General features: G+C 70.4%; 20 protein-coding genes. 7 read left to right on the top strand and 13 right to left on the bottom strand.

The features are described 5' to 3' along the window. Positions 1-140: 140 nt before the first annotated feature. The 3 genes from AC0VYL_RS11685 to AC0VYL_RS11675 all read left to right on the top strand — a co-directional run bounded on the left by AC0VYL_RS11685 (position 141) and on the right by AC0VYL_RS11675 (position 4024). Positions 141-1910, top strand: coding sequence for a PhoX family protein (locus AC0VYL_RS11685; protein ID WP_475483129.1), 1770 nt, complete (start codon positions 141-143; stop codon positions 1908-1910). Between the two features lie 87 nt (positions 1911-1997). Further along, positions 1998-3380, top strand: coding sequence for a sensor histidine kinase (locus AC0VYL_RS11680; RefSeq protein ID WP_475483128.1), 1383 nt, complete (start codon positions 1998-2000; stop codon positions 3378-3380). Continuing rightward, a complete protein-coding gene (locus tag AC0VYL_RS11675) occupies positions 3362-4024 on the top strand; it encodes a response regulator (RefSeq protein WP_475483127.1) in 663 nt (220 codons plus the stop codon). Before AC0VYL_RS11680 ends, AC0VYL_RS11675 begins: the two co-directional genes overlap by 19 nt. 9 nt (positions 4025-4033) lie before the next feature. Here the strand turns inward: AC0VYL_RS11675 and AC0VYL_RS11670 are convergent, their stop codons facing one another. The 4 genes from AC0VYL_RS11670 to AC0VYL_RS11655 all read right to left on the bottom strand — a co-directional run bounded on the left by AC0VYL_RS11670 (position 4034) and on the right by AC0VYL_RS11655 (position 6581). Next, positions 4034-4831, bottom strand: coding sequence for a GNAT family N-acetyltransferase (locus AC0VYL_RS11670; RefSeq protein WP_475483126.1), 798 nt, complete (start codon positions 4829-4831; stop codon positions 4034-4036). Between the two features lie 69 nt (positions 4832-4900). Then, a complete protein-coding gene (locus AC0VYL_RS11665) occupies positions 4901-5488 on the bottom strand; it encodes a histidine phosphatase family protein (protein ID WP_475462751.1) in 588 nt (195 codons plus the stop codon). 77 nt (positions 5489-5565) lie between these two features. After that, entirely contained in the window at positions 5566-5925 is a 360-nt protein-coding gene (locus AC0VYL_RS11660; RefSeq protein WP_475462750.1) for an MmcQ/YjbR family DNA-binding protein, read from the bottom strand. Between the two features lie 140 nt (positions 5926-6065). Next, on the bottom strand, positions 6066-6581 hold the full coding sequence (locus tag AC0VYL_RS11655) for a lytic polysaccharide monooxygenase auxiliary activity family 9 protein (protein WP_475462749.1): 516 nt from the start codon (positions 6579-6581) through the stop codon (positions 6066-6068). A gap of 573 nt (positions 6582-7154) precedes the next feature. Between AC0VYL_RS11655 and AC0VYL_RS11650 the strand changes: the two genes are divergently transcribed. After that, positions 7155-8369: an MFS transporter gene (locus AC0VYL_RS11650; RefSeq protein WP_475483125.1), complete on the top strand. Its 1215-nt coding sequence runs from the start codon at positions 7155-7157 to the stop codon at positions 8367-8369. 9 nt (positions 8370-8378) lie between these two features. Here AC0VYL_RS11650 and AC0VYL_RS11645 read toward each other — a convergent pair whose 3' ends face one another. From AC0VYL_RS11645 to AC0VYL_RS11620, 6 genes are all read right to left on the bottom strand, one after another. After that, positions 8379-9242, bottom strand: coding sequence for a sulfite exporter TauE/SafE family protein (locus AC0VYL_RS11645; RefSeq protein WP_475483124.1), 864 nt, complete (start codon positions 9240-9242; stop codon positions 8379-8381). Positions 9243-9297: 55 nt separating this feature from the next. Continuing rightward, a complete protein-coding gene (locus AC0VYL_RS11640; RefSeq protein ID WP_475483123.1) occupies positions 9298-10692 on the bottom strand; it encodes a rhodanese-like domain-containing protein in 1395 nt (464 codons plus the stop codon). 72 nt (positions 10693-10764) lie between these two features. Beyond that, complete coding sequence (locus AC0VYL_RS11635; RefSeq protein ID WP_475483122.1) at positions 10765-11337, bottom strand: rhodanese-like domain-containing protein; 573 nt, start codon at positions 11335-11337, stop codon at positions 10765-10767. A 156-nt stretch (positions 11338-11493) separates the two neighbouring features. Next, the gene (locus tag AC0VYL_RS11630; protein WP_475463038.1) at positions 11494-11745 is read right to left on the bottom strand and encodes a metal-sensitive transcriptional regulator; all 252 of its coding nucleotides are present in this window, start codon (positions 11743-11745) and stop codon (positions 11494-11496) included. A 90-nt stretch (positions 11746-11835) separates the two neighbouring features. Beyond that, on the bottom strand, positions 11836-12612 hold the full coding sequence (locus tag AC0VYL_RS11625; RefSeq protein ID WP_475483121.1) for a hypothetical protein: 777 nt from the start codon (positions 12610-12612) through the stop codon (positions 11836-11838). A 168-nt stretch (positions 12613-12780) separates the two neighbouring features. Then, a complete protein-coding gene (locus AC0VYL_RS11620) occupies positions 12781-13494 on the bottom strand; it encodes an NUDIX hydrolase (RefSeq protein ID WP_475483120.1) in 714 nt (237 codons plus the stop codon). A gap of 86 nt (positions 13495-13580) precedes the next feature. Between AC0VYL_RS11620 and AC0VYL_RS11615 the strand changes: the two genes are divergently transcribed. From AC0VYL_RS11615 to AC0VYL_RS11605, 3 genes are read left to right on the top strand one after another with little or no spacing between them, the layout of a single operon-like run. Continuing rightward, on the top strand, positions 13581-15323 hold the full coding sequence (locus AC0VYL_RS11615) for a hypothetical protein (protein WP_475483119.1): 1743 nt from the start codon (positions 13581-13583) through the stop codon (positions 15321-15323). Further along, complete coding sequence (locus AC0VYL_RS11610) at positions 15320-16249, top strand: 5'-methylthioadenosine/S-adenosylhomocysteine nucleosidase family protein (RefSeq protein WP_475483118.1); 930 nt, start codon at positions 15320-15322, stop codon at positions 16247-16249. The genes AC0VYL_RS11615 and AC0VYL_RS11610 overlap by 4 nt, the downstream gene beginning before the upstream one ends. Before the next feature lie 48 nt (positions 16250-16297). Beyond that, complete coding sequence (locus tag AC0VYL_RS11605) at positions 16298-16960, top strand: hypothetical protein (RefSeq protein ID WP_475483117.1); 663 nt, start codon at positions 16298-16300, stop codon at positions 16958-16960. A 423-nt stretch (positions 16961-17383) separates the two neighbouring features. Here AC0VYL_RS11605 and AC0VYL_RS11600 read toward each other — a convergent pair whose 3' ends face one another. The 3 genes from AC0VYL_RS11600 to AC0VYL_RS11590 form a co-directional block, all read right to left on the bottom strand. Further along, a complete protein-coding gene (locus AC0VYL_RS11600) occupies positions 17384-17572 on the bottom strand; it encodes a hypothetical protein (protein ID WP_475462738.1) in 189 nt (62 codons plus the stop codon). 172 nt (positions 17573-17744) lie between these two features. Beyond that, a complete protein-coding gene (locus tag AC0VYL_RS11595; RefSeq protein WP_475462737.1) occupies positions 17745-17909 on the bottom strand; it encodes a hypothetical protein in 165 nt (54 codons plus the stop codon). A gap of 76 nt (positions 17910-17985) precedes the next feature. Then, positions 17986-18939 (bottom strand): bile acid:sodium symporter family protein, encoded by a 954-nt coding sequence (locus AC0VYL_RS11590; RefSeq protein WP_475462736.1) that lies wholly within the window; start codon positions 18937-18939, stop codon positions 17986-17988. Positions 18940-18942 lie beyond the last annotated feature (3 nt).

Genomic DNA, 18942 nt, shown 5'->3' with positions numbered 1-18942 from the left:
CCTTCCAACCAAGCGATAACCGTTTTCATTCCCATGAAAACACGACACCGCCACGGGGCGCCACATACCCGAATACGCAGGAAAAACTACGTATTGTAATTACCTCAATGCAAAGAGTGCTCACCGGTCGGAGGAGAACCATGGAACACGGACCCAACCGTCGTCAGGTCCTGCGCGGCGGAGCGGGGCTCGGGGTCCTGACCACGGCCGCCCTGTTCGGCGGCTCCTTCCACCCCGCCCTGGCCGCCCCCGACACCGGATCGGCCCCCGCCTTCACCGAGGTTCCGGTCTCCCACGCCGACGGCGTCACCGTCCCGCCCGGGTACACCGCCCGTGTCCTGCTCCCGTGGGGCGCGCCGCTGCACCGGGGCACCCCGTACTGGAGGGCCGACGCCTCCGACACCGCGACGCAGGCCGCCCGGCAGGTGGGCACCGGCCACAGCGGACTGACCTACGTGCCCCTGCACCCCGGCCACGACGGAGGGCGGCGGGGACTGCTCGTGATCAACCACTCCTGGGCCGACCCCGTCCTGCTGCACGCGGACGGAGGGCGTTCGGCCACCTCGGAGCGGACCGACAAGGAGATGGCATCCCTCGGGGTGACCGTGGCCCGCGTCGAACTGACGGACGGTCGCTGGAGGGTGATCGACGACGAACTCAACCGGCGGCTCACCGCCACCTCCCCCACCGTCCTGTCCGGGCCGCTCGCCGGACACCGGAGCCTGGAGACCCCCACCGACCCGGCCGGGATCATCGGCGGCACCGCTCACGCCAGCACCCCCTGGGGGACCTACCTGACCGGCGAGGACACACTCACCGACGTGTTCGGGACCCGAACCCAGGGCTGGTCCCCCACCGAGTCGCAGCGCCGCTACGGGCTCACCTCGGGCGAGGCCTCCTACGGCTGGCACACCCACGTGGGACGCTTCGACCTGGCCGGTGGTCCCAACGAGGCACACCGGTTCGGCTGGACCGTGGAGATCGACCCCCTGGACCCGTCGGCGGTCCCGGTGAAGCACACCGCGATGGGCAGGATCGCGCACGGAGGCGCGGCCGTCACCGAGTCGCGCGGCCGGGCGGTGGTCTACATGAGCGATCCCACGCACCTGTACAAGTTCGTGGCCGAGCACCCCTGGCGCACCGTGAACGGCCGGAGCCCGGGCCCCCTGGACGAGGGCGTCCTCCACGCCGCCCGCCTGGACTCCGAAGGGCTGGGTGCCTGGCTCCCGCTGGTGCACGGACGCTCCGGGCTGACCACGGGCGACGGCTTCGCCGACCAGGCCGACGTGCTGTTGAGGGCCCGTGAGGCCGCCGACGCGGTGGGCGCCACCGAGCTCCGGGGGCCGGGGACACCGGCCGTGCACCCCGTGACCGGGACGGTCTACCTCTCGGAGGCCTCCGCCGACGGCGGCCGCGTACTGTCCTGGACCGAGGGCGCCAGCGACCACGGTGCGACCCTCTTCTCCTGGCAGGAGTTCGCACGGGCGGGCGGGACCGCATCCGACCAGGAACGGGGCGCAGTCTTCGCCTCCCCGGGCGGGGTCCACTGCGGTGAGGACGGCCGTCTGTGGATCCGGACCGACGTGGTCCGGCTCGGGGACACCTCCGGGGACGCGCGCGAACTCGTGGGCAACAGCGCCCTGCTGTGCGCCGATCCGGAGAGCGGCGAGGTGCGACGGTTCCTCACCGGCCCGTCCGGTTGCGGCATCGCGGGGACGGCGGCCAGCCCCGACCAGCGGACCCTGTTCGTGACGGTGCAGGGACCCGGGTCGGCCGCGCCCGGGCTGGGGGAGCCCACGGTGGAGGACCCCAGCGCGCTGAGCAACTGGCCGGGGTTCGATCCGGCGGGCCGACCCCGGTCCGCGGTCGTGGTGGTGCGCAAGGACGACGGCGGGATCATCGGGACCTGATCCGGTCACCGGGGTGGGGCAGGCACGTAGCCGGGGGTGGGGCGTCCCGTCTGTCCGCCACCGAGCGGTCGGGCGTACGTTGGGCCCGTGAGCGAGCAGACCGACACCCCGGCGCCCGGCCCGCCGGATCCGCGACGGGCGGGCTCGGCGCGCACCCCGCTGGAGGCGGTGCGCTCGCGGCGCTTCCCGCTCTCGTCCTGGCCGTGGCGGAGCCTGGGGTACCTGGCCTCGACCGTGCTCGTCGGAACGGTGCTCGCGGCACTGATCTCCCCCATCACCTTCCCCCTCCTCGCGTTGGGCACGGCCGTGGAGGAGATGGCGGTGGGCCGGGACCAGCCGACCTGGCTCCTGATCGCCCTGCTGGCCGCCGGTCTCGCGCTCCTGCTGGCCTTCGGCCCCCTGGTCGCGGTGCCCGTGGCACGTCTGGAGAGGTGGCGGCTGCGCCTGGTCCACCCTCCGGTAGCGAGCGCGCCCCGGCCCACCGGGCGGGGCGTGCTCGCCTGGGTCCGCGCACGGTACACCGAGCCCGCCACCTGGCGCGCGTTCGCCTACCTGCTCCTGCTGGTCACGGTGGTGGACGCGGTCAGCTGGAGCGTGCTGTACCTGTTCCCCGCCCTGGGCGCCTACCTGATCGCCACCCCGGCGACCACCGCTCTGGGACGGACCGTCACTCTCTTCCCCTGGGCGTTCGACGATCCGAGGAGCACCCTTCCGCTGGTCCTGGCCGGAGGGGTCCTTCTGCTGGTCACGCCGTACGTCGCCGCCCTCACCGCGCACGCGCACGCCGTGCTGGCGCGCCTGCTGTTGGAGGACCGCGGCGCCGAGGAGCTGCGGTCGGAACTGGTCGAGGTCACCCGGTCCCGCGCCCGCCTGGTGGACGCCTTCGAGACCGAGCGCCGACGCATCGAACGCGACCTGCACGACGGAGCCCAACAGCAGCTCATCTCCCTGGCCATGCAGATCGGGCTGGCCCGGATGGACGCCCCGCCCGGAAGCGACATGGAACGCGCCCTCACCTCCCTGCACGGACAGGCCAAGGAGATCATCGGCTCCCTGCGGGAGATCGTCCACGGCATCCACCCCAAGGTCCTCAGCGACCGGGGACTGCCCGCGGCCCTCCCGGAACTGGCCGACCGCTCCCCCGTCCCGGTGCGCGTCCGCGTGGACCTGCCCCGACGTCTGCCCGCCCATCTGGAGAGCACGGCCTACTACGTGGCCGCGGAGTCGCTGGGCAACGTCGCCAAGCACGCCGGTGCCACCACGGTCCGGTTGAACGCCGCTCTGGACGGTGACACGTTGGTGCTGGAGACCGTCGACGACGGCCGGGGCGGGGCCGATCCCGGACGCGGTACGGGGCTGACCGGGCTGGCCGACCGGGTCGCCGTCGTGGGCGGCCGTGTCCTGTTGTCCAGTCCGGCCGGTGGACCCACGCGGCTGAGAGCGGAGATCCCTTGTCCCCCATCCGGGTAGTACTGGCCGAGGACGGCGCCCTGCTGCGTGAGGGCCTGGCCGGTCTTCTGCACAGGTTCGGGTTCGAGGTGGCCGAGGCGGTGGGTGACGCCGAGGCCCTGGTGGAGGCGGTCGCCGCACACGGGCCGGACCTCGTGGTCACCGACATCCGCATGCCGCCGGACTTCGGTGACGAGGGCCTGCGCGCCGCCGTCCGGTTGCGCCGCGAACGCCCGGGCCTGCCCGTCGTGGCGCTCAGCCAGTACGTGGAGTCCAGCTACGCGGCTGAACTCCTCGACTCCCACGACGGCCGGGGCATCGGCTACGTCCTCAAGGAGAGGGTGGTGGACGTGGCCGACTTCGCGGACACCCTGCGCAGGGTGCACCGTGGCGGGACGGTGATCGACCCGGCCGTCGTGCGTCAGCTGGTCCGGCGCCGCAGCACACCCCTGGAACGCCTCTCCGAGCGCGAACGCGAGGTCCTGGCGCTGCTCGCGGAGGGGCGCTCCAACACCCGGATCGCCCGGGACCTGGTGATCTCCGAGCCCACCGTGGGCAAGCACATCGGCAACATCCTCGCCAAACTGGACCTGCCGCCGGAGGGCACCGACGTCGACCGCCGCGTCATGGCCGTGCTCACCTACCTGCGGGAACGACCCGAGTGACGCGGCGGTTCAGGGGGTGAGGACGTGTTCGGTGAACCGGCCGCAGGAGCGGAACCCCAGGCGGCGGTAGACGGGCTCGCCGTCGGCGGACGCCTGGAGGACCGCCACGCGGTGTCCCTCCCTGCGGGCGGTGTGGAGCGCGGCGAGTGTCATGGCGCCGCCGTGGCCGCGTCGGCGGTGGCTGGCCAGAGTGGCGATGTTGTAGATCCCGGCGACCCCGGCGTGCAGGAACACCTCGGCCGAGCAGACCGGTCGGCCGTCCGCGTACCCGACCAGGTAGCGGGCCGGGGACCCCTCCCTCAGGGCCCGTGGCGCGGACAGGGCGAAGAAGCGGCGTACGGTCTCGGCCGGTGGGGTCCAGTTCGCGGCCACGACGGCGGCGTGGTCGGCGAGTTCCTCGGGCGTGCGTGCCCGGCGGATGTCCAGTCCCGTGTCGGGAACCGCCGGGAGGGAGTCCAGCTCCGCCCACATCGCGGTCTCGTGTTCGGACGCTGGCAGCCCGGCCGCCGCCAGGTGGTCGGAGAGGTCCGTCGGCCGCGAGGCGGGCCCCACCCACCAGGAGAAGGGGCGGCCGGTGCGGGTCAGGGACCGGACGGTGTCGGTGATCCTGGCCCCGGCGTCGGCGTCGGTGAAGCGGGCCGAGGCGACGATGTTGAAGGTGTCGTCGTCCAGACCGCTGTCCGCGACCCGGAGGTCGCCGGGCTCCGCGACGGTGGCTCCGTCCAGGTCCCGGTGCAGGTGGCAGGCGTGCTCCGCCAGGTTCCGCTCCATCCGGTCCAGCAGGTCGATCTCGTGGGAGTGCTCCATGACTCACGATCCCAGCACGGATCCGCGCGGATCGCACCTGGTTTCCGCTTCCAGGGGGAGCCCTTCCGCTCATGGCCTGACGCCGGGCCCGAACCCCGTCCAGCGCAGCTCGGGAGGCAGGTGCCCCATGTCGTTGTAGTGCAGGAGTGTCGGCGCCACCCCGTCCCGGTGGTCGATCGCCGTGACCCCGGTGTTGGCGCAGTTCAGCCCCAGCCACCGTACCGGCGGCGCGTCGAGGGCGTGGCGTACCAGCCAGGCCACGGGGTAGGCGTGCGTGACCAGGACCTCGTGGGTGACGGTCGCGGACGGGCACGCGAACCTCCTGGTCAGCGCGTCGGCGCGGGCCGCCCCTTCAGCGGCCTCGGCCTCCTCGAAGCCGTCGAAGAACCCGGCCCACTCCGGCGGTACCTCCTTCGGCACGTGGGGGATGTGGTCGATCAGTTCCTCCGCCACCCGCACGGGAACCCCGGGAAGTCGCTCCCCGATGATCCCGGCGCAGCGCTCGGCCCGGGGCAGGGGCGAGTGCCACACCGTGTCGATCGGTAGCCCGGCCAGGCGCTCCCCCACCAGCTCCGACTGTCGCACGCCCGTCTCGGTCAGTTCTCCGAACGGGTCCGCCGCTCCGTGCCGCACCGCGTACACGTGCCGAGTCGCCATCGCCACCCCTCCCAGGAAAGGGGTTCAGGATACTCACATCATCCAGATGTCATCAACATGTGAATTCGGCGTCCGCGTCAGGCGCGCACCAGTGACTCCGGGGAAGGCGGTGCGGCGAGCAGCTCCTCGGGCGCGGTCAGGTACCAGGCCTCCAGGGTGAGTTCGCTGAGCTCCGCCAGGTCGATCCCGTCCAGGTGGACCACCACCCAGCCGAACCCGCCCGCCGTGAACTGCTCCTCGAACACCTCGGGCCGCTCGGCGACCAGCGCCGCCTGCTCGATCAGGGTCTGCTTCAACCCCACCGTGGCGGTGCGCGGCCACAGGTAGCCGAAGGGCCGCCCTCGCACACGGAACGTCGTGTAACGCTCCGAGTCCTGACCCTCACACTCCGGAAGCGCGTGCACCAACCGCAGGAACCGCTCGATCTCAACAGCCATGAGACGAGAGAACCACACCCCACCGACATCACCGCACCGGCCCGCACCGCCACCCCGGGGGAGTCGCGTCCGCCGAACAGGAGGCGCCCCGGCCCGGGGAATGCTCGGGCCGGGGCGCGTCGTGTCTCAGCGCGCGCTCATCAGCGGATGTTGACGTCGACGCAGGCGTAGAAGGCGTTGCCGGTGTCCGCCACGTTCCAGCGGGCCAGAACGGTCTGGCGTCCGCTGTAGCCGGAGAGGTTGACGTTGTGGCTGAAGTTCGCCGGCGGCCGGGCGCCGTTGTCGTTGAAGCTGGCGATGCGGTTGCCGTTGATGAAGTACTCCCACGTGGAGGTGGAGTGACGGGCGGTGATCGTCCAGTTGAAGGTGGCGTTGGTGCCGACGTCGGCCACGCGCCAGCCGTAGTTGTTGTCGTCCAGCTCGGCGAAGCGCGAGTTGCCGCCGGAACAGCTCATCAGGCCCTTGGGGCCCTCGACGCTCTGCGGCTCCCAGCGGATCTGGCCGCAGTCCACCACACCGGCGGCGCACTGGGCCTGGCGGCTCTGGGGGTTGGAGATGTATCCGTGGGCGCTCGCGGTCCCGGCGGGCATGAGGGTGAAGAGGAGGGCGGTGGCGGCGGCCACGGCGGCGGTGTTGCGGAGCTTGGGGAACTTCATGAGGTCTCGCCCTTCTGGGGGTCACGAACCCGGAGCACACCCGGGGTCGTAGCGGGGGACCCGGACGGTCGTCCGGCCCAGGACTGCTCGGTTCGCGTCCATGGGGGTCGAACAATTCCCTGTGTTCGCGAGTGTCGGTGCCGACAGGAATTCGGAAATTCTCGGTCATTCCTCAACCTGTTGCCGAGCAGAGTAAGCAGCCCCCAATTCCCTCGTCAAGGCCCGTTTCGACCTTGGAACCGGGTACCACAACGGACGCGCGTCGCTGGTACTGCCAGGGCTTCGGCCGGACGAACCCCCAAACTGGAAAGACTCTTATCAGATCCTCGACTGGTCTACTGAAAGCCCTGCGGTATTCTCTTCCCGAACGTCTTCGAGAACAGTGAGAACTGTCCTCGAAGACAGATTCCCTTCCCTTCGCCGGAAGCGTCGCACCTCGACACCACCGGCACTGGGCGGCGTGGAGGGCCACACGACCCCCAGGCCGCCGCGGCCTCCCCTGGAGAACGCCGCACGGCCGCGCCCCACCTCTCGCGCGAGGTCCACCCACGTCGACGCGAGAAGGAACGCGCCATGTCCCACTCCACGGGCACCCGGAGGTCGACGCCCCCTCCCCGTCACCTCCTCGTCCTCCTGGCCGCGGTCTCGGTGCTCCCGGTGACGGCGCACCTTCCCGCCCTGCCGGAGATCGCCGCCGCCTTCGGCACCAGCTTCGCCCTGGTCAACCTCTCGATCGCCGGATACGCGATCGCCACCGTCACAGCCGAGGCGGTCTCCGGGGCCCTGTCCGACCGGTACGGTCGCCGTCCCGTCGTGCTGGTCTCCCTCACGGTCTTCACGCTCGCCTCCCTCGGCTGCGCGCTGTCGCCCACCATCGAGGTCTTCCTCTTCTGCCGGATGTCCCAGGCTGCCGTCGCCGCCTGTTTCTCGGTCGCGATGGTCGCCCTCAAGGAGACGTCGGACGGGGGCGACGCCGTCCGGAACATCGGATTCGCCGGAACGGGGTGGGCGCTCGCCCCCGTGCTCGGCACCACCCTGGGCGGAACCCTGGGCGACCTCTTCGGTTGGCGTTCGATCTTCCTCGCTCTCGCGGTCATCGGAGGAGGGCTTCTCCTGGTGTCAGTGCGACACATGAGGGAGACCTCCGTCAGGGCGAACCGGCCCCGGAACGACGCCCGGTCCACCCTCCGGAGCGTTCTCCGCTCGCCCCGTTTCTGGGCCTACTCCCTCTGTATGGCCTGCTCCACGGGAACCCTCTACGTCTTCCTGGGCGGCGCGCCCCTCGTGATGGACCGGTGGTTCGGCGGCTCGGGGGGCGCCCTGGGCCTGTACATGGCCCTGGTCCCGATCGGGTTCGTCCTGGGCAGCCACCTCGCGGGAACCCTCGGCACCCGGATACCCCGAGGCCGACTGCTCGTCCTCGCGCGGGCCCTGACCTGTGTGGGCCTGGTGGGCGGTCTCGTGATGGCGGCGTCCTGGGACATCCGGCCGCTGGTCCTCTTCACGGCCTGCGCGTTCGTCGGCGTGGGCAACGGACTGACCATGCCCGTCGTCAACACCGGGGTGATGTCCGAGCACGAGGACCTGGCCGGGACCGCGCTCGGCCTGTCCGCGGCGACCTCCATCGGCGGCGGAGCACTGATCTCCTCCGCGGTCGGCCCGGCCCTCGCCGGCACCGACTCCGCCGGGGACCTCCTGCTCCTGCTTCTGGCACCGGCGACCCTCGCCCTGGTCGCCGCGCTCCTCGCGGCGCGGGTGGACCGGACCCCCGTCGCACACCACGAGTGAAGCGGTACGTCAGGTCTGCGGCCGCAGCGGCAGCGGGCAGGCGTCCCCGATCAGGCGGCACACCAGGACCAGGGCGGCCAGGGCCGCCGCCGCCACCATCAGGATCTGGCCGAAGGGCGCGGGAAGCTCCTGGGTGAGCACGAACACGCCCATGACCAGGACGAAGATCCCGAAGCCCCGGCGCAGGGCGGCCTCGGGGACCCGGGGTGTCAGGAGCGCGCCGAGGAGCGAACCGGCCACCGCGACCGCGCTGATCGCGGCGACCAGGGCCCAGTCCGGGCTCACCGTCGTCAGGTAGCCGGTGAGCCCGGCGAAGGACTTCATCGCGATCACCAACAGGGAGGTGCCCACGGCCGCTGGCATGGCCAGACCGCCGAGCAGCACGAGGGCGGGCACGACGAGGAAGCCTCCCCCCGCCCCGACCAGCCCGGTGACCGCGCCGACCACCAGACCGTCGAGGACGATCCGCCGCAGGGGGAGCGCCCCGGATGCGGCGCTCCCCTCCCCGCCCCGCCGCCCACGGACCATGGTCACGGCGGTCGCGACCATCATGAGCGCGAACGCGACCATCAGCAGGGTGCCCGGCAGGTGTCCGCCGACCAGCCCGCCCAGCAGGGCCCCGGCCATGCCCGCCGCCCCGAAGACCAGCCCGGTCCGCCAGTGGACGTTCCCCGCCCTGGCGTGGGCGACCGTGCTGACCAGCGAGGTCACGCCCACCACGAACAGGGACGCGGCGATGGCCTCCTTCGGTTCCATGCCCGCGACGTAGGTGAGCAGGGGAACCATCAGGATGGACCCGCCGCCTCCCAACAGCCCGAGGGCGAGCCCCACCACCACGGCGAGGGCCAGGGTCAGGACGATCTGGTACTCCATGTTGACTCTTCCTTCGTGATCCGGCGCCCAGAGCGTCGACCCCGACCCGTTCCGGTCAGGCCGTGGGCTTCCCGTCGCTCGCCCAGTCCGCGTATCCGCGGTCGAGTTCGGCCACGTCGTAACCGGCACGTCTCAGGGCGGAGGAGACCACGGAGCTCCGGAGGCCCGATCCGCAGTAGCTGACGATGGTGGTGTCACGCGGCAGCGCGTCGAGGTTCCACAACACACGTCCCGCGCTGAGCCGCGTGGAGCCCGGAATGTGCCCCTCCGCGTACTCACCCCTGCTGCGCACGTCCAGCAGGAACCCGGCGTCGAAGTCGTCGAGCTCCTGCGGGGTGACGCGCGACGGCACGCTCTCCGGCAGCCCCTCCCTGGTGGTGGTGTAGCCGTGGACCCCGTCCACGCCCACGCGCAGCAGGTGGTCACGCACCTCTCGGGCGGTGTCCGCGTCGGGAGCGAGGAGGACCAGCGGCCGGGTCTCGGTCTCGGGGTCCAGCGCCCAGGCGCCGAAGGTCGCCGCCTTGGCCGGGCCGGGGATGTTGAGGGCCCCGGTGACGGTGCCCCGGTGCACGTCGGAGTGGGAACGGGTGTCCACGAACACGACCGAGTCCGCCGCCAGGGATCGCGCGATCTCCTCGTTGGGGAGGGCGGGCAGAGGGCTCCGCGCCCCCAGGACCCGCGGCCCCTCCCTGTTCTGGCGCTTCATCCGCGCGAAGTACGCGTGGGCGTCGGGCTGGCCGTCGAGCAGTTCCTCGACGAACCCCGCCATGTCGTCGTCGCGCAGGTACGCGGACCACCAGGCGTTCAGGCGTTCGTAGCCGACGGTGGTCCCCGGGAGCGCGCCGAGGGCCTTGCCGCAGGCGCTGCCCGCGCCGTGTCCGGGCAGGACCTGGACGTGGTCCGGCAGGGTCAGGAAGACGTCCCGCAGGCTGGCGAACAGTTGGCGGGCTCCCTCGAACCGGGTGTCGCTGCCGCCCGCCGCCTCGTCGAGCAGGTCGGGGCGGCCCACGTCTCCGGCGAAGACGAAGTCGCCGGTGATCATGTATCCCGGGTCCCGGCTGAAGGCTCCGTCGGTGATGAGGAACGCCAGGTGTTCGGGGGTGTGCCCCGGGGTGTGGCGGGCCCGGACGGTGATGTTGCCGATGGTGACGGCGTCACCGTCCCGGAGGCGTTCGGCGTCGAAGCCGTACTGCCAGTCCTGGCCGCCCTCGCCGGAGACGTAGACCGTGGCCCCGGTGGCGGCGGCGAGTTCGCGGGTGCCGGAGAGGTAGTCGGCGTGGATGTGGGTCTCGGTGACGGCCACGATCCGCATGCCGTGGTCGCGGGCGAGGTCGAGGTAGTCGTCGATGTCCCGTCGGGCGTCGACGACGATCGCCTCTCCCCTGGCCTGGCAGCCGACGAAGTAGCTGGCCTGGGCGAGGTCGTGGTCGTAGAGGCGTTCCAGCAACATGTTCTGCTCCTTGGGTTGCATACTCCGGGGAGTATCCGTGTTCGAGAGGGCGGCCACGTGGAAGGTCCGGTGTCAGCCGCGAACGGTGATCCGGGCGAGGGAGTCCTCGATGTCGACGTCGTTGCGCGGCTGGTTGTAGGGCAGGCGGGTCAGGGCCATGCCCATGGCACAGGTGTCGGTGACGGCCGCGAACACCAGCCCCGCGCCCACGAGGCCCGCGACCGCCACGGCGGGCGGCCAGACCAGGGAGGCGAGCACGGAGGTCAGGACGATGCCTCCGGCCACCAGTCGGACCTGGCGCTCCAGTGCCCAGCGGCGGGGACCGCGTTCGAGGGGCGCCTCCTGCGCCTCCCAGGCGTTCATGCCGCCGTCCATGACGACCGTGTCCGTGAGCCCCGCGGCGGCCAGCTTGTCCTGGCACCGGGCGGCCCGGCCACCCGACTGACAGATCAGGACGAGGCGTCCCCCGGCGTCGGTGACGATGCGTTCCAGGTGGGCGTCGACCCGACCCAGGGGCAGGTTGACGGACCCGGGGACGTGCGCGCTCTCGTACTCGGCGGGGGTGCGCACGTCGACCAACAGGGTGTGCGGGTCACGCTCGGTCAGGTCGCGTAGGGCGCGTACGTCGATACTGCGGTCGTTCATGTGTCTCCTCCGTGGTGTTCGATACTCCGGGGGGTATTCGTGGAACAGAAGGGCCTCCGGATCCCCGATACTGGGGGGAGTATCCGATTGGCGTGGGTCGGCGCAGGACGGACAACCGAGGCGGGGCGCCGGGTTCACACCAGCGCCCGCGAACCCTCAGGCCAGGGCCAGGAAGAGCTTCTCCAGCTCCTCCTCGGTGAGCTCGGGCTCCTCGCCCTGCTCACGAGCGGTGTTGCAGTGCCGCATCCCGCTCGCGACGATCTTGAACCCCGCCCGGTCCAGGGCGCGGGAGACCGCGGCCAGCTGCTGGAGCACGGCGGCGCAGTCCTCTCCCTCCTCCATCATGGAGATGACCCCGGAGAGCTGCCCCTGGGCGCGCTTCAGACGTGTGATGGCGTCGCCCACCATTTCAGGCTTCATCTGGTCTCCTTTCGACCCACAGGCCCCAACATACCCCCGGGTGTATCCACTTCGCTCGTCAGATACGTCACAACCGTCCTACGGGTGCCGCAGGCTCTGGTGGAGCAGCATCGTGGTCGTGTCCTGGAGGACGCCCCGCCCCAGGGGCAGCAGGCACAGACGCACGACCTCCGGGTGACTCCCCGGATCAGGGCAGACGAAGACCGCCAGGACACGCATGACCACGAGGAGTTCCTCAGGGCGCCTCAGGCCCAGAAGCCCCAGGGCACACTCCCACACCACCTCCAGGGCGGTGTCGACGACCAGTTCCCGCGCTGGCCCCCAGTCCGGTGGAGGTGACTCCTGGATGAGTTCGCGTGCCTGCTGCGGGATCTTCTCCACGGCCCGGTCGAGCCGGTCCGCGGCACCGGCCAACGCGGCCAGCAGGGAGCACCAGAAGTGCCCCGGCAGGGACGCGGCGACACCGCCCAGCGGAGGCCGCGCGGTGTCACGCCCCCGCGCCTCGGCCTCGAGCCGCCGCAGGGCCTCCGTGTGGAGGAGGTTCCCGAGCTGCCCGATCCTGCGTGCTCTGGCCGGTCGCGCCGCGAGGTGGTCGGTGACGTCGACCCTGGCCATCGTGGCCGCCAGACGGAGCATCCGTTCGGTGGGCGCGGACAGACGCCGGTACCTGATCCGGTCGTCGGTCCCCACCTCCGCGCACCAGTCATCGTGCGCGCGGGCCCGGCGGTCCGCCCTCACCTCGGGAGGGTCGTTGGCCTGGCCCAGGAGTCCGGGCCAACCGTGCATGCTCCCGCCGCAGCCGGAGCACGAGCAGCCGGGGTTGCTGGCGTTGGCACAGGCCTGGTTGTGCGCCACGGGGCCTCCATGGGATGGGACGCCCGCCGGAAGGTGACGGACCGTGTCCACGATGACCGCTCCTCCCGGCACGGGGTATCACCCGACAGGTGACTTGCCACCCTCCGTCACGTGAGGTGAATGTGGCCGACCGGTCGAAGCACTCCTCCCCTGCTCCCCCTGCCCGGTTCAGCTGGCGGAGCGGAGAAACGGTGGGCTGAGCAGGCTCGCCTCTCCCTTGCGGTAGAGGGCGGCCGGTCGGCCGGTGACCTGGGGGCGCTGGTCGCCCGTGGCTTCCAGGAACCCCTCGGCTCTGGTGGCCCTGCGTCTGAAGTTGCTGGGGTCCAGGACCCGGCCCCACACGACCTCGTAGACGTTGCGCAGCTCGGGCAGGGTGAACGGCTCACGGCAGAAGGTCGTGGCCACGGTGGTGTACTCCAGCGTTCTCCTCGTGCGCTCCAGTGCGTCGGCGACGATGCGCGCGTGGTCGAAGGCCAGCGCGTCGGGCGCGTCGAGGAGGTCGGGCACCGGCGCCCAGTAGGCATGGGCGGCGTCGGTTCCACCCTCGGGAGTCGGGAGGTTCGGCCCCAGGGCGAGGTAGGCGACCGTGACGACCCTGCCGCGTGGATCCCTGCCAGGGTCGCCGTAGGCGCCGAGCTGTTCCAGGTGGAGCAGTCCGCCGTCGATGGCGGTCTCCTCCAGGAGTTCCCGGTGAGCGCCCTCGTCCAGGGTCTCGTCCGCCCGGACCCTCCCTCCAGGCAGGGCCGCGCGCCCCCGGAAGGGTTCCGTTCCTCGTTCCACGAGCAGCACCATGAGTCGGTCCTCCCTGATGGTGAAGATGGTCAGGTCCACCGTCACCAGCGACAGCTCGACCCCCGTGGAACCCTTCAGCCGGCCATCCACCGCGTCCTCATTAAAAGTCATCTTGACTTTAACTCGCTTCCTACTTAAGGTCACTGTGACCATTATCCCCAGAGGCAGGGATCCGCATGACCGCTGTCCACGCAGAACCCGACAGGGACGTGCCGACACAGGCACCCACCGGAGCCACCCGTCACCTGTGCACCGGTGTCTACGTCGACGAGAAGTTCCGCGATCTCGTCATCAACGAGATCTGCACGACCCCCTACCGTCGCGTGGCCCCCTCGTACGGTTTCGACCACGTCCCCGTCATGCGCCACGCCTGGTGGGCCACCCACCTGCACGCGCTCCTTCGGCTGACCATGCTGGCATCGGTCGTCGCCCCCTTCCTCCTGGGCCACACCGTGGCGTCCGCGCTGACGGCGGGCGGGATCACGCTCCTGATGCTCCTGGACCTGGCGATCGCCCTGTCCACCACGATCGCCCGGACCGAGGACCCGCTGGCGCCCCGCCGCAGGAACAAGAAGCGGAAACCCACCCTGCGGATTCCCCCGGCGCGTGACCTCAGGATCATGCGCGAGGTCCGCACTCTCAAGAGGGCCGGGCTCGCGGCCCTGGCCGTCGGGGGCACCATGACTGCCCTGGCCCTCACTTTCCCCGCGCAGGCCGTGATCGCGGGGTACGCGGGAGCCGCCGTCCTGGGTGTCGCGGTGTTCGTGGGCGTCGTCAGTCAGCTACGCGTCAACCGCGTCCACAGGCCCGGGGTCGGCCTGCGACCGAGGCGTCTCACGAAGCGGGAGACGGTCGTCGCCGAGCAGCAGAAGCATCCCTGCGTCGTCTACCGCCGTCCGGCGCACCAGGGGAAGGAGGAGAAGGAGGACAGCCCCCTCTTCACGCTCTTCGGTGACGAGTCACCCTTCGTCGGCGCGGGCGAGCTCATCCACCAGTGGAACCCACCGATGGGCATCCAGCTCCTGCGCCCGGGAGGTGACAGCCAACCACTCCATGAGCGGGAACACCGCCATCCGCCCTTCCGGACCGACGAACTCGTCGATCACCTGCGCGAGGCGGTCCTCCAGCTCCGCGACGACGAGGAGGACGTCCGACTCCCCGTGGACGTGCGGGACCGGGTCTTCGTCGCGTCGTCGGACGTCTCCACCGACCGCTCCCTGATCGGCAGGGTCGACCCGCTGAAGATGCGGCGCCTCATCAACGAGCAGAGCCCCACCCACCATCACTTCCTCGAAGTGAGCGTCCCGGACGCTGGTTCCGAGCTGGTGGCCACGGTCCTCCTGCATGCCACCCTGCGGGGGCGCACCCTCAATCTCTTCTTCGCCGCCTGCGCCCTGACCCGGACCCCGGACAGTTTCCGGAAGGCCGAGGAGTTCGGCCAGCACGGCAAGCGGGCAGTGGCGTGGGCCGCGTTCAGGGCCCTGCGCGGGCTCCCGCGTGAGACCACCGACCTCTGGCGCGTGGTGCGCTACCCCGCCCTCCTGACCAAGGCCCTCTTCATGTACCGGCGAGAACTCACCCTCTCCCCCATCCGCAACGTCTGTATCGGCAGCCGTCTCAGCATCCGTCAGGAGCGCGCTCAGGAGTGGAGCAAGGTCCAGCTGGACAAGACCCAGGTCCTCAGCCACGTAAAGAACGTCGAGCTGCGACTGCTCAAGGCCACCAGCGACTTCCTCCACTCGCGAGGTGTCGACATCTCCGAGTTCGACGACCGTGCGATGCAGATCATCAACAGCGGCATCGTCAATCTCGGCGGCACCAACGACATCAGCAACAACAACCTCGGTGACGGAACACAGGTCAACAACCACGGACCCCAGCAGGGGCCGGGCACTTCGCAGAACGGAGACCAGGCGTGAGCAACCTCCCGAACAACAGCGGTATCGTCAACTTCGGTGGCACCAACGACATCAGCGGTAACAACCTGGGTGGCGGAACACAGGTCAACAACCACGGGGTGTCGCCCGCCTCTCTCCTCTCCACCGTGGGCGCCGAGTCCGTTGAGGAGAATCAGCAGAGCTGTGACGTCGGGGTCGTCACCTTTCTGGCCAAGGAGATGCGGGCGGTCACCGAGCAGCTCGACCTGAGGACCAGGAAGAAGATCGACGGGCTGTTCTTCTCCACCGGGGAGGTCGCCACCGACGGCGGCACCGTCTCCGTGGTCGCCACGATGACCCACAGCCCCGGCCAGCGATCCGTGATGTCCGCCCTGGACCACCTGCGGCGACACTTCTCCCCTCGCCTGTGGATTCTCGTCGGTATCGGAGGCGGGCTGCACCCCGAGTACGCCCGCATCGGCAACGTGATCGTCTCCACCCGGATCGTCTACTACGACTCACGCAAGATCAGGGCCGGGGGCGATGTCCAGCCGAGGGGCGAGGAACGCCAGGCTCCGGCGCGGATCGGGCACGCGGTGAACGTCTACTTCACGGACCGGGGCGAACCGGCGATGATCCGCGGCCAGGCGGACGGCCACAGGAAGCGGACCTTCGAGGTGCACCCGGGACTCATCGGTTCCGGAGAGGCGGTCATCGCGAACGGTGACAGCGACATCCACCGCTTCCTGGAGGGCTACAACGACAAGATCCTGGCGGTGGACATGGAGTCCGGCGGGCTCAGCCAGTACTGGCAGGAGAACTCCGTGGGCGAGGCACCCAACCCCGACTGGGTGGTGGTCCGGGGCATCTCGGACAACGCCGACCAGGAGAAGAACGACGACGCCCATGACCTGGCCGCCCGCAACGCGGCGCACGTGGTGAAGGAGCTGCTCCCCTACCTGTGCTGAACCGCGCGGCCCAGCCCACCGGCCCGCCCCGCGACGAAGGGATTCCCTATGACCGCCTTCCTTCTCGGAGTGCTCAGTTCACTGCTGGCCACCGCGCTCGTGTTCGTCGCGGGGTGGTTCCGCACGGGTCGTCCCCGCTGGTGGCTGGTGGGGGTGCTCTCGCGGCTCACCGGAACCGGCATCACCCGGCTGTACCGCCAGCAGAGGTCCTCCGAGGTGGATCTGGCCCGGGACCTGGCCCGGGCCAGATGGGTGAAGGTCATGGTGGGGCGGGGGAACGTGCTCACCCGGGACGCCTTCGCCCCTCTGTGGTCGGGAGCCCCCAGGCCCGTTCAGGTGCTGCTGCCCGACCCGGATTCGGAATCGGCCACCTGGTTGTCCCGTCGGGGTACGGACCTGGCCCGCACCGACCCCGGTTTCGGTCCGGAACTGTTACAGGCACAGGTCAGAGCCAACACCGACTACATGGAGCGGGTGAGGGACCGGAGTCCCGCCGTCGATCTGCGTCGGTTCGATCTGCCCAACACGTTCCGGATCATCGCCACGGACGCGGGGGCCTACCTCACCTTCTACGGTCGGCACGAACACGGTCGCCACTCCCCCTGCTTCCGTCTGGCCGCTTCGGGAGCGCTGTACCACGCGGCCCTCGGACTGTTCGAGTTCGCCTGGGCCAACAGCTCGATCCAGCGTGGCCGGAGGGGCAGCGGGTGAGATGACGTTGGGCCCGCGCCGCAGAACCCTGAGCGGTGGGGACGGCTGGTCAGGGTCGTTTCCAGGGGTTGAAACCCTGGAAACGACCCTTTTCTAATGGATTGCGTCCGAGTTCGTTGTTCTGTGATCTTGGTTCAGCAGGGTTCGGAAATGGTTCTGGAAATTTTCAGGATCATGGTCCGAAACCCTTGGGGTACTCCAACCACGGGAGTCCTTGCGATTCTCGGGGAAGTCCCAGCCTCCCACTCGCTTCTCGCGACACGGGGGTTGGAACGCACGGGGCGCCTGTTGGCTCGGGTTCCCCGTGGGGTCCCGATCCAGGCGGGACCCGTCCGGTCCTTGAGCCCCGAGTTTCTCCCGCAGATTCCCGAGTTGGTACCCCCGTCGCCCCGCGACGGGGGTCAGCGGTTTTCAGGGGCCTGTTCACTTGTAGCCGCAGCGCGGAGGCGTGCGCGGGCGCGGCACCCTCAGGCGGCCCGAGCACTTGAAGGGCACACCGACGCTCGGTGGGTTCGGAGGTGGCGAGGAGGCGACGAGGCGTTCGGTGAACTGGTCGGGGGTCGAGAGCAGGGCGAGCACGAGCAGGCCGGAACAGGGGGCGAAGTGTCGCATGGGACCAGCTTCACAGCCGAGACGTGCTCGCGCGACTACTTCCCGTGACCACGGGTGGCCGGATCAGGTCAGGAACCACAGGTGTGGAATCGGATATCCGTGGAACCAACCATCGCTCTGACGTGCGATTTTACGAATGATCCGGCTGCTATCGGGAGGAAACGCCGCCGCTCTAGCCGAGCAGCTCCAGCACCAGGACGACCAGGCCGATGGCCAGCATCGCGATCAGCATGAAGTAACAGCCCACGTTTCCCGTGGGGCCGGGGTCGCGCGTGGGCCCCCGGCGGATGTCGTTCCTGCCGCGTCCGGGCCTGCGCTTCTTCTTTCGGGCGGCCACGTGTTCCGTCCTCGGTCTGGGGGATACCGGAGGCAGAGCCTGTCACGCGGACCCGGGACGGGGCAAGCCTCGCCGGTCAGGCCGGTTCGCGTTCCTCGGCGTCCTTGGGAGCCCGCCGGGCCCAGAAGGTGGCCACCGCGGCTCCGGACAGGTTGTGCCAGACCGAGAAGAGGGCGCCGGGCAGCGCGGCGAGGGGTTCGAAGTGCGTGGTGGCCAGGCTGGCGGCCAGGCCCGAGTTCTGCATGCCGACCTCCACGCTGACCGCGCGGCGGGCGGAGTCCGGCAGACGTCCGAAGTACCCGACGAGATAGCCGAGGAGCAGGCCCAGGGTGTTGTGCAGGATGACGGCCAGCGCCAGGAGCAGGCCGGTGGTCAGCACCGCGTCGGAGTTGGCCCCGACCACACCCGAGACGACCAGGACGATGCCGGTCACCGACACCAACGGCATCAGCGGCAGGAGCGGGACCACGAAGCGGTCGGCGAACAGGCGCAGCAGCAGACCGCCGACGACGGGGAGCAGCACGACCTGGAGGATGGACAGGAAGAGGTCGCCGGCGGAGATCGGCAGGGTCGAACCGGCCAGCCCCAGGACGATCAGGGGCGTGATGAACGGCGCCAACATCGTGGAGATCGACGTCATCGCGACGGACAGTGCCACGTCGCCCCGGGCGAGGTAGACGATCACGTTCGACGCGGTGCCGCCGGGCGAGGCCCCGACCAGGATCATGCCGACCACGAGCAGCGGCGGCAGCCCGAACGCGTGGGCGATACCCCAGCCCAGCAGTGGCATGACGGTGTACTGGGCGGCGACGCCGAGGAGGACCGCCTTGGGGTGCCTGGCGACGACGGCGAAGTCCTGGGGTCTCATGGTGAGGCCCATGCAGAACATGATCACACCGAGCAGCAGGGACACGTGCGGGGTGATGAGGGTGGTCTGCTCCGGGACGAGCAACCCCACGACGGCCCCGGCGAGCACCAGGACCGCGAACCACCTGCCGACGAAGTCAGCGACCTTCTTGACGACCGTCATCGT

This window comes from Nocardiopsis sp. iso_238 (assembly GCF_056173325.1).
The sequence above is the reverse complement of the archived record's forward strand: the minus strand, read 5'-3'. Positions and strand labels throughout refer to the sequence as shown.

Excerpts from the sequence above, each read along its gene's own strand:
- AC0VYL_RS11685 (WP_475483129.1), top strand. The coding sequence starts at position 141 with ATGGAACACGGACCCAACCGTCGTCAGGTCCTGCGCGGCGGAGCGGGG.
- AC0VYL_RS11615 (WP_475483119.1), top strand. The coding sequence starts at position 13,581 with ATGACCGCTGTCCACGCAGAACCCGACAGGGACGTGCCGACACAGGCA.
- AC0VYL_RS11660 (WP_475462750.1), bottom strand. The coding sequence starts at position 5,925 with ATGGCTGTTGAGATCGAGCGGTTCCTGCGGTTGGTGCACGCGCTTCCG.
- AC0VYL_RS11665 (WP_475462751.1), bottom strand. The coding sequence starts at position 5,488 with ATGGCGACTCGGCACGTGTACGCGGTGCGGCACGGAGCGGCGGACCCG.
- AC0VYL_RS11630 (WP_475463038.1), bottom strand. The coding sequence starts at position 11,745 with ATGGTGGGCGACGCCATCACACGTCTGAAGCGCGCCCAGGGGCAGCTC.
- AC0VYL_RS11655 (WP_475462749.1), bottom strand. The coding sequence starts at position 6,581 with ATGAAGTTCCCCAAGCTCCGCAACACCGCCGCCGTGGCCGCCGCCACC.
- AC0VYL_RS11605 (WP_475483117.1), top strand. The coding sequence starts at position 16,298 with ATGACCGCCTTCCTTCTCGGAGTGCTCAGTTCACTGCTGGCCACCGCG.
- AC0VYL_RS11650 (WP_475483125.1), top strand. The coding sequence starts at position 7,155 with ATGTCCCACTCCACGGGCACCCGGAGGTCGACGCCCCCTCCCCGTCAC.
- AC0VYL_RS11640 (WP_475483123.1), bottom strand. The coding sequence starts at position 10,692 with ATGTTGCTGGAACGCCTCTACGACCACGACCTCGCCCAGGCCAGCTAC.
- AC0VYL_RS11670 (WP_475483126.1), bottom strand. The coding sequence starts at position 4,831 with ATGGAGCACTCCCACGAGATCGACCTGCTGGACCGGATGGAGCGGAAC.
- AC0VYL_RS11600 (WP_475462738.1), bottom strand. The coding sequence starts at position 17,572 with ATGCGACACTTCGCCCCCTGTTCCGGCCTGCTCGTGCTCGCCCTGCTC.
- AC0VYL_RS11590 (WP_475462736.1), bottom strand. The coding sequence starts at position 18,939 with ATGACGGTCGTCAAGAAGGTCGCTGACTTCGTCGGCAGGTGGTTCGCG.
- AC0VYL_RS11635 (WP_475483122.1), bottom strand. The coding sequence starts at position 11,337 with ATGAACGACCGCAGTATCGACGTACGCGCCCTACGCGACCTGACCGAG.
- AC0VYL_RS11645 (WP_475483124.1), bottom strand. The coding sequence starts at position 9,242 with ATGGAGTACCAGATCGTCCTGACCCTGGCCCTCGCCGTGGTGGTGGGG.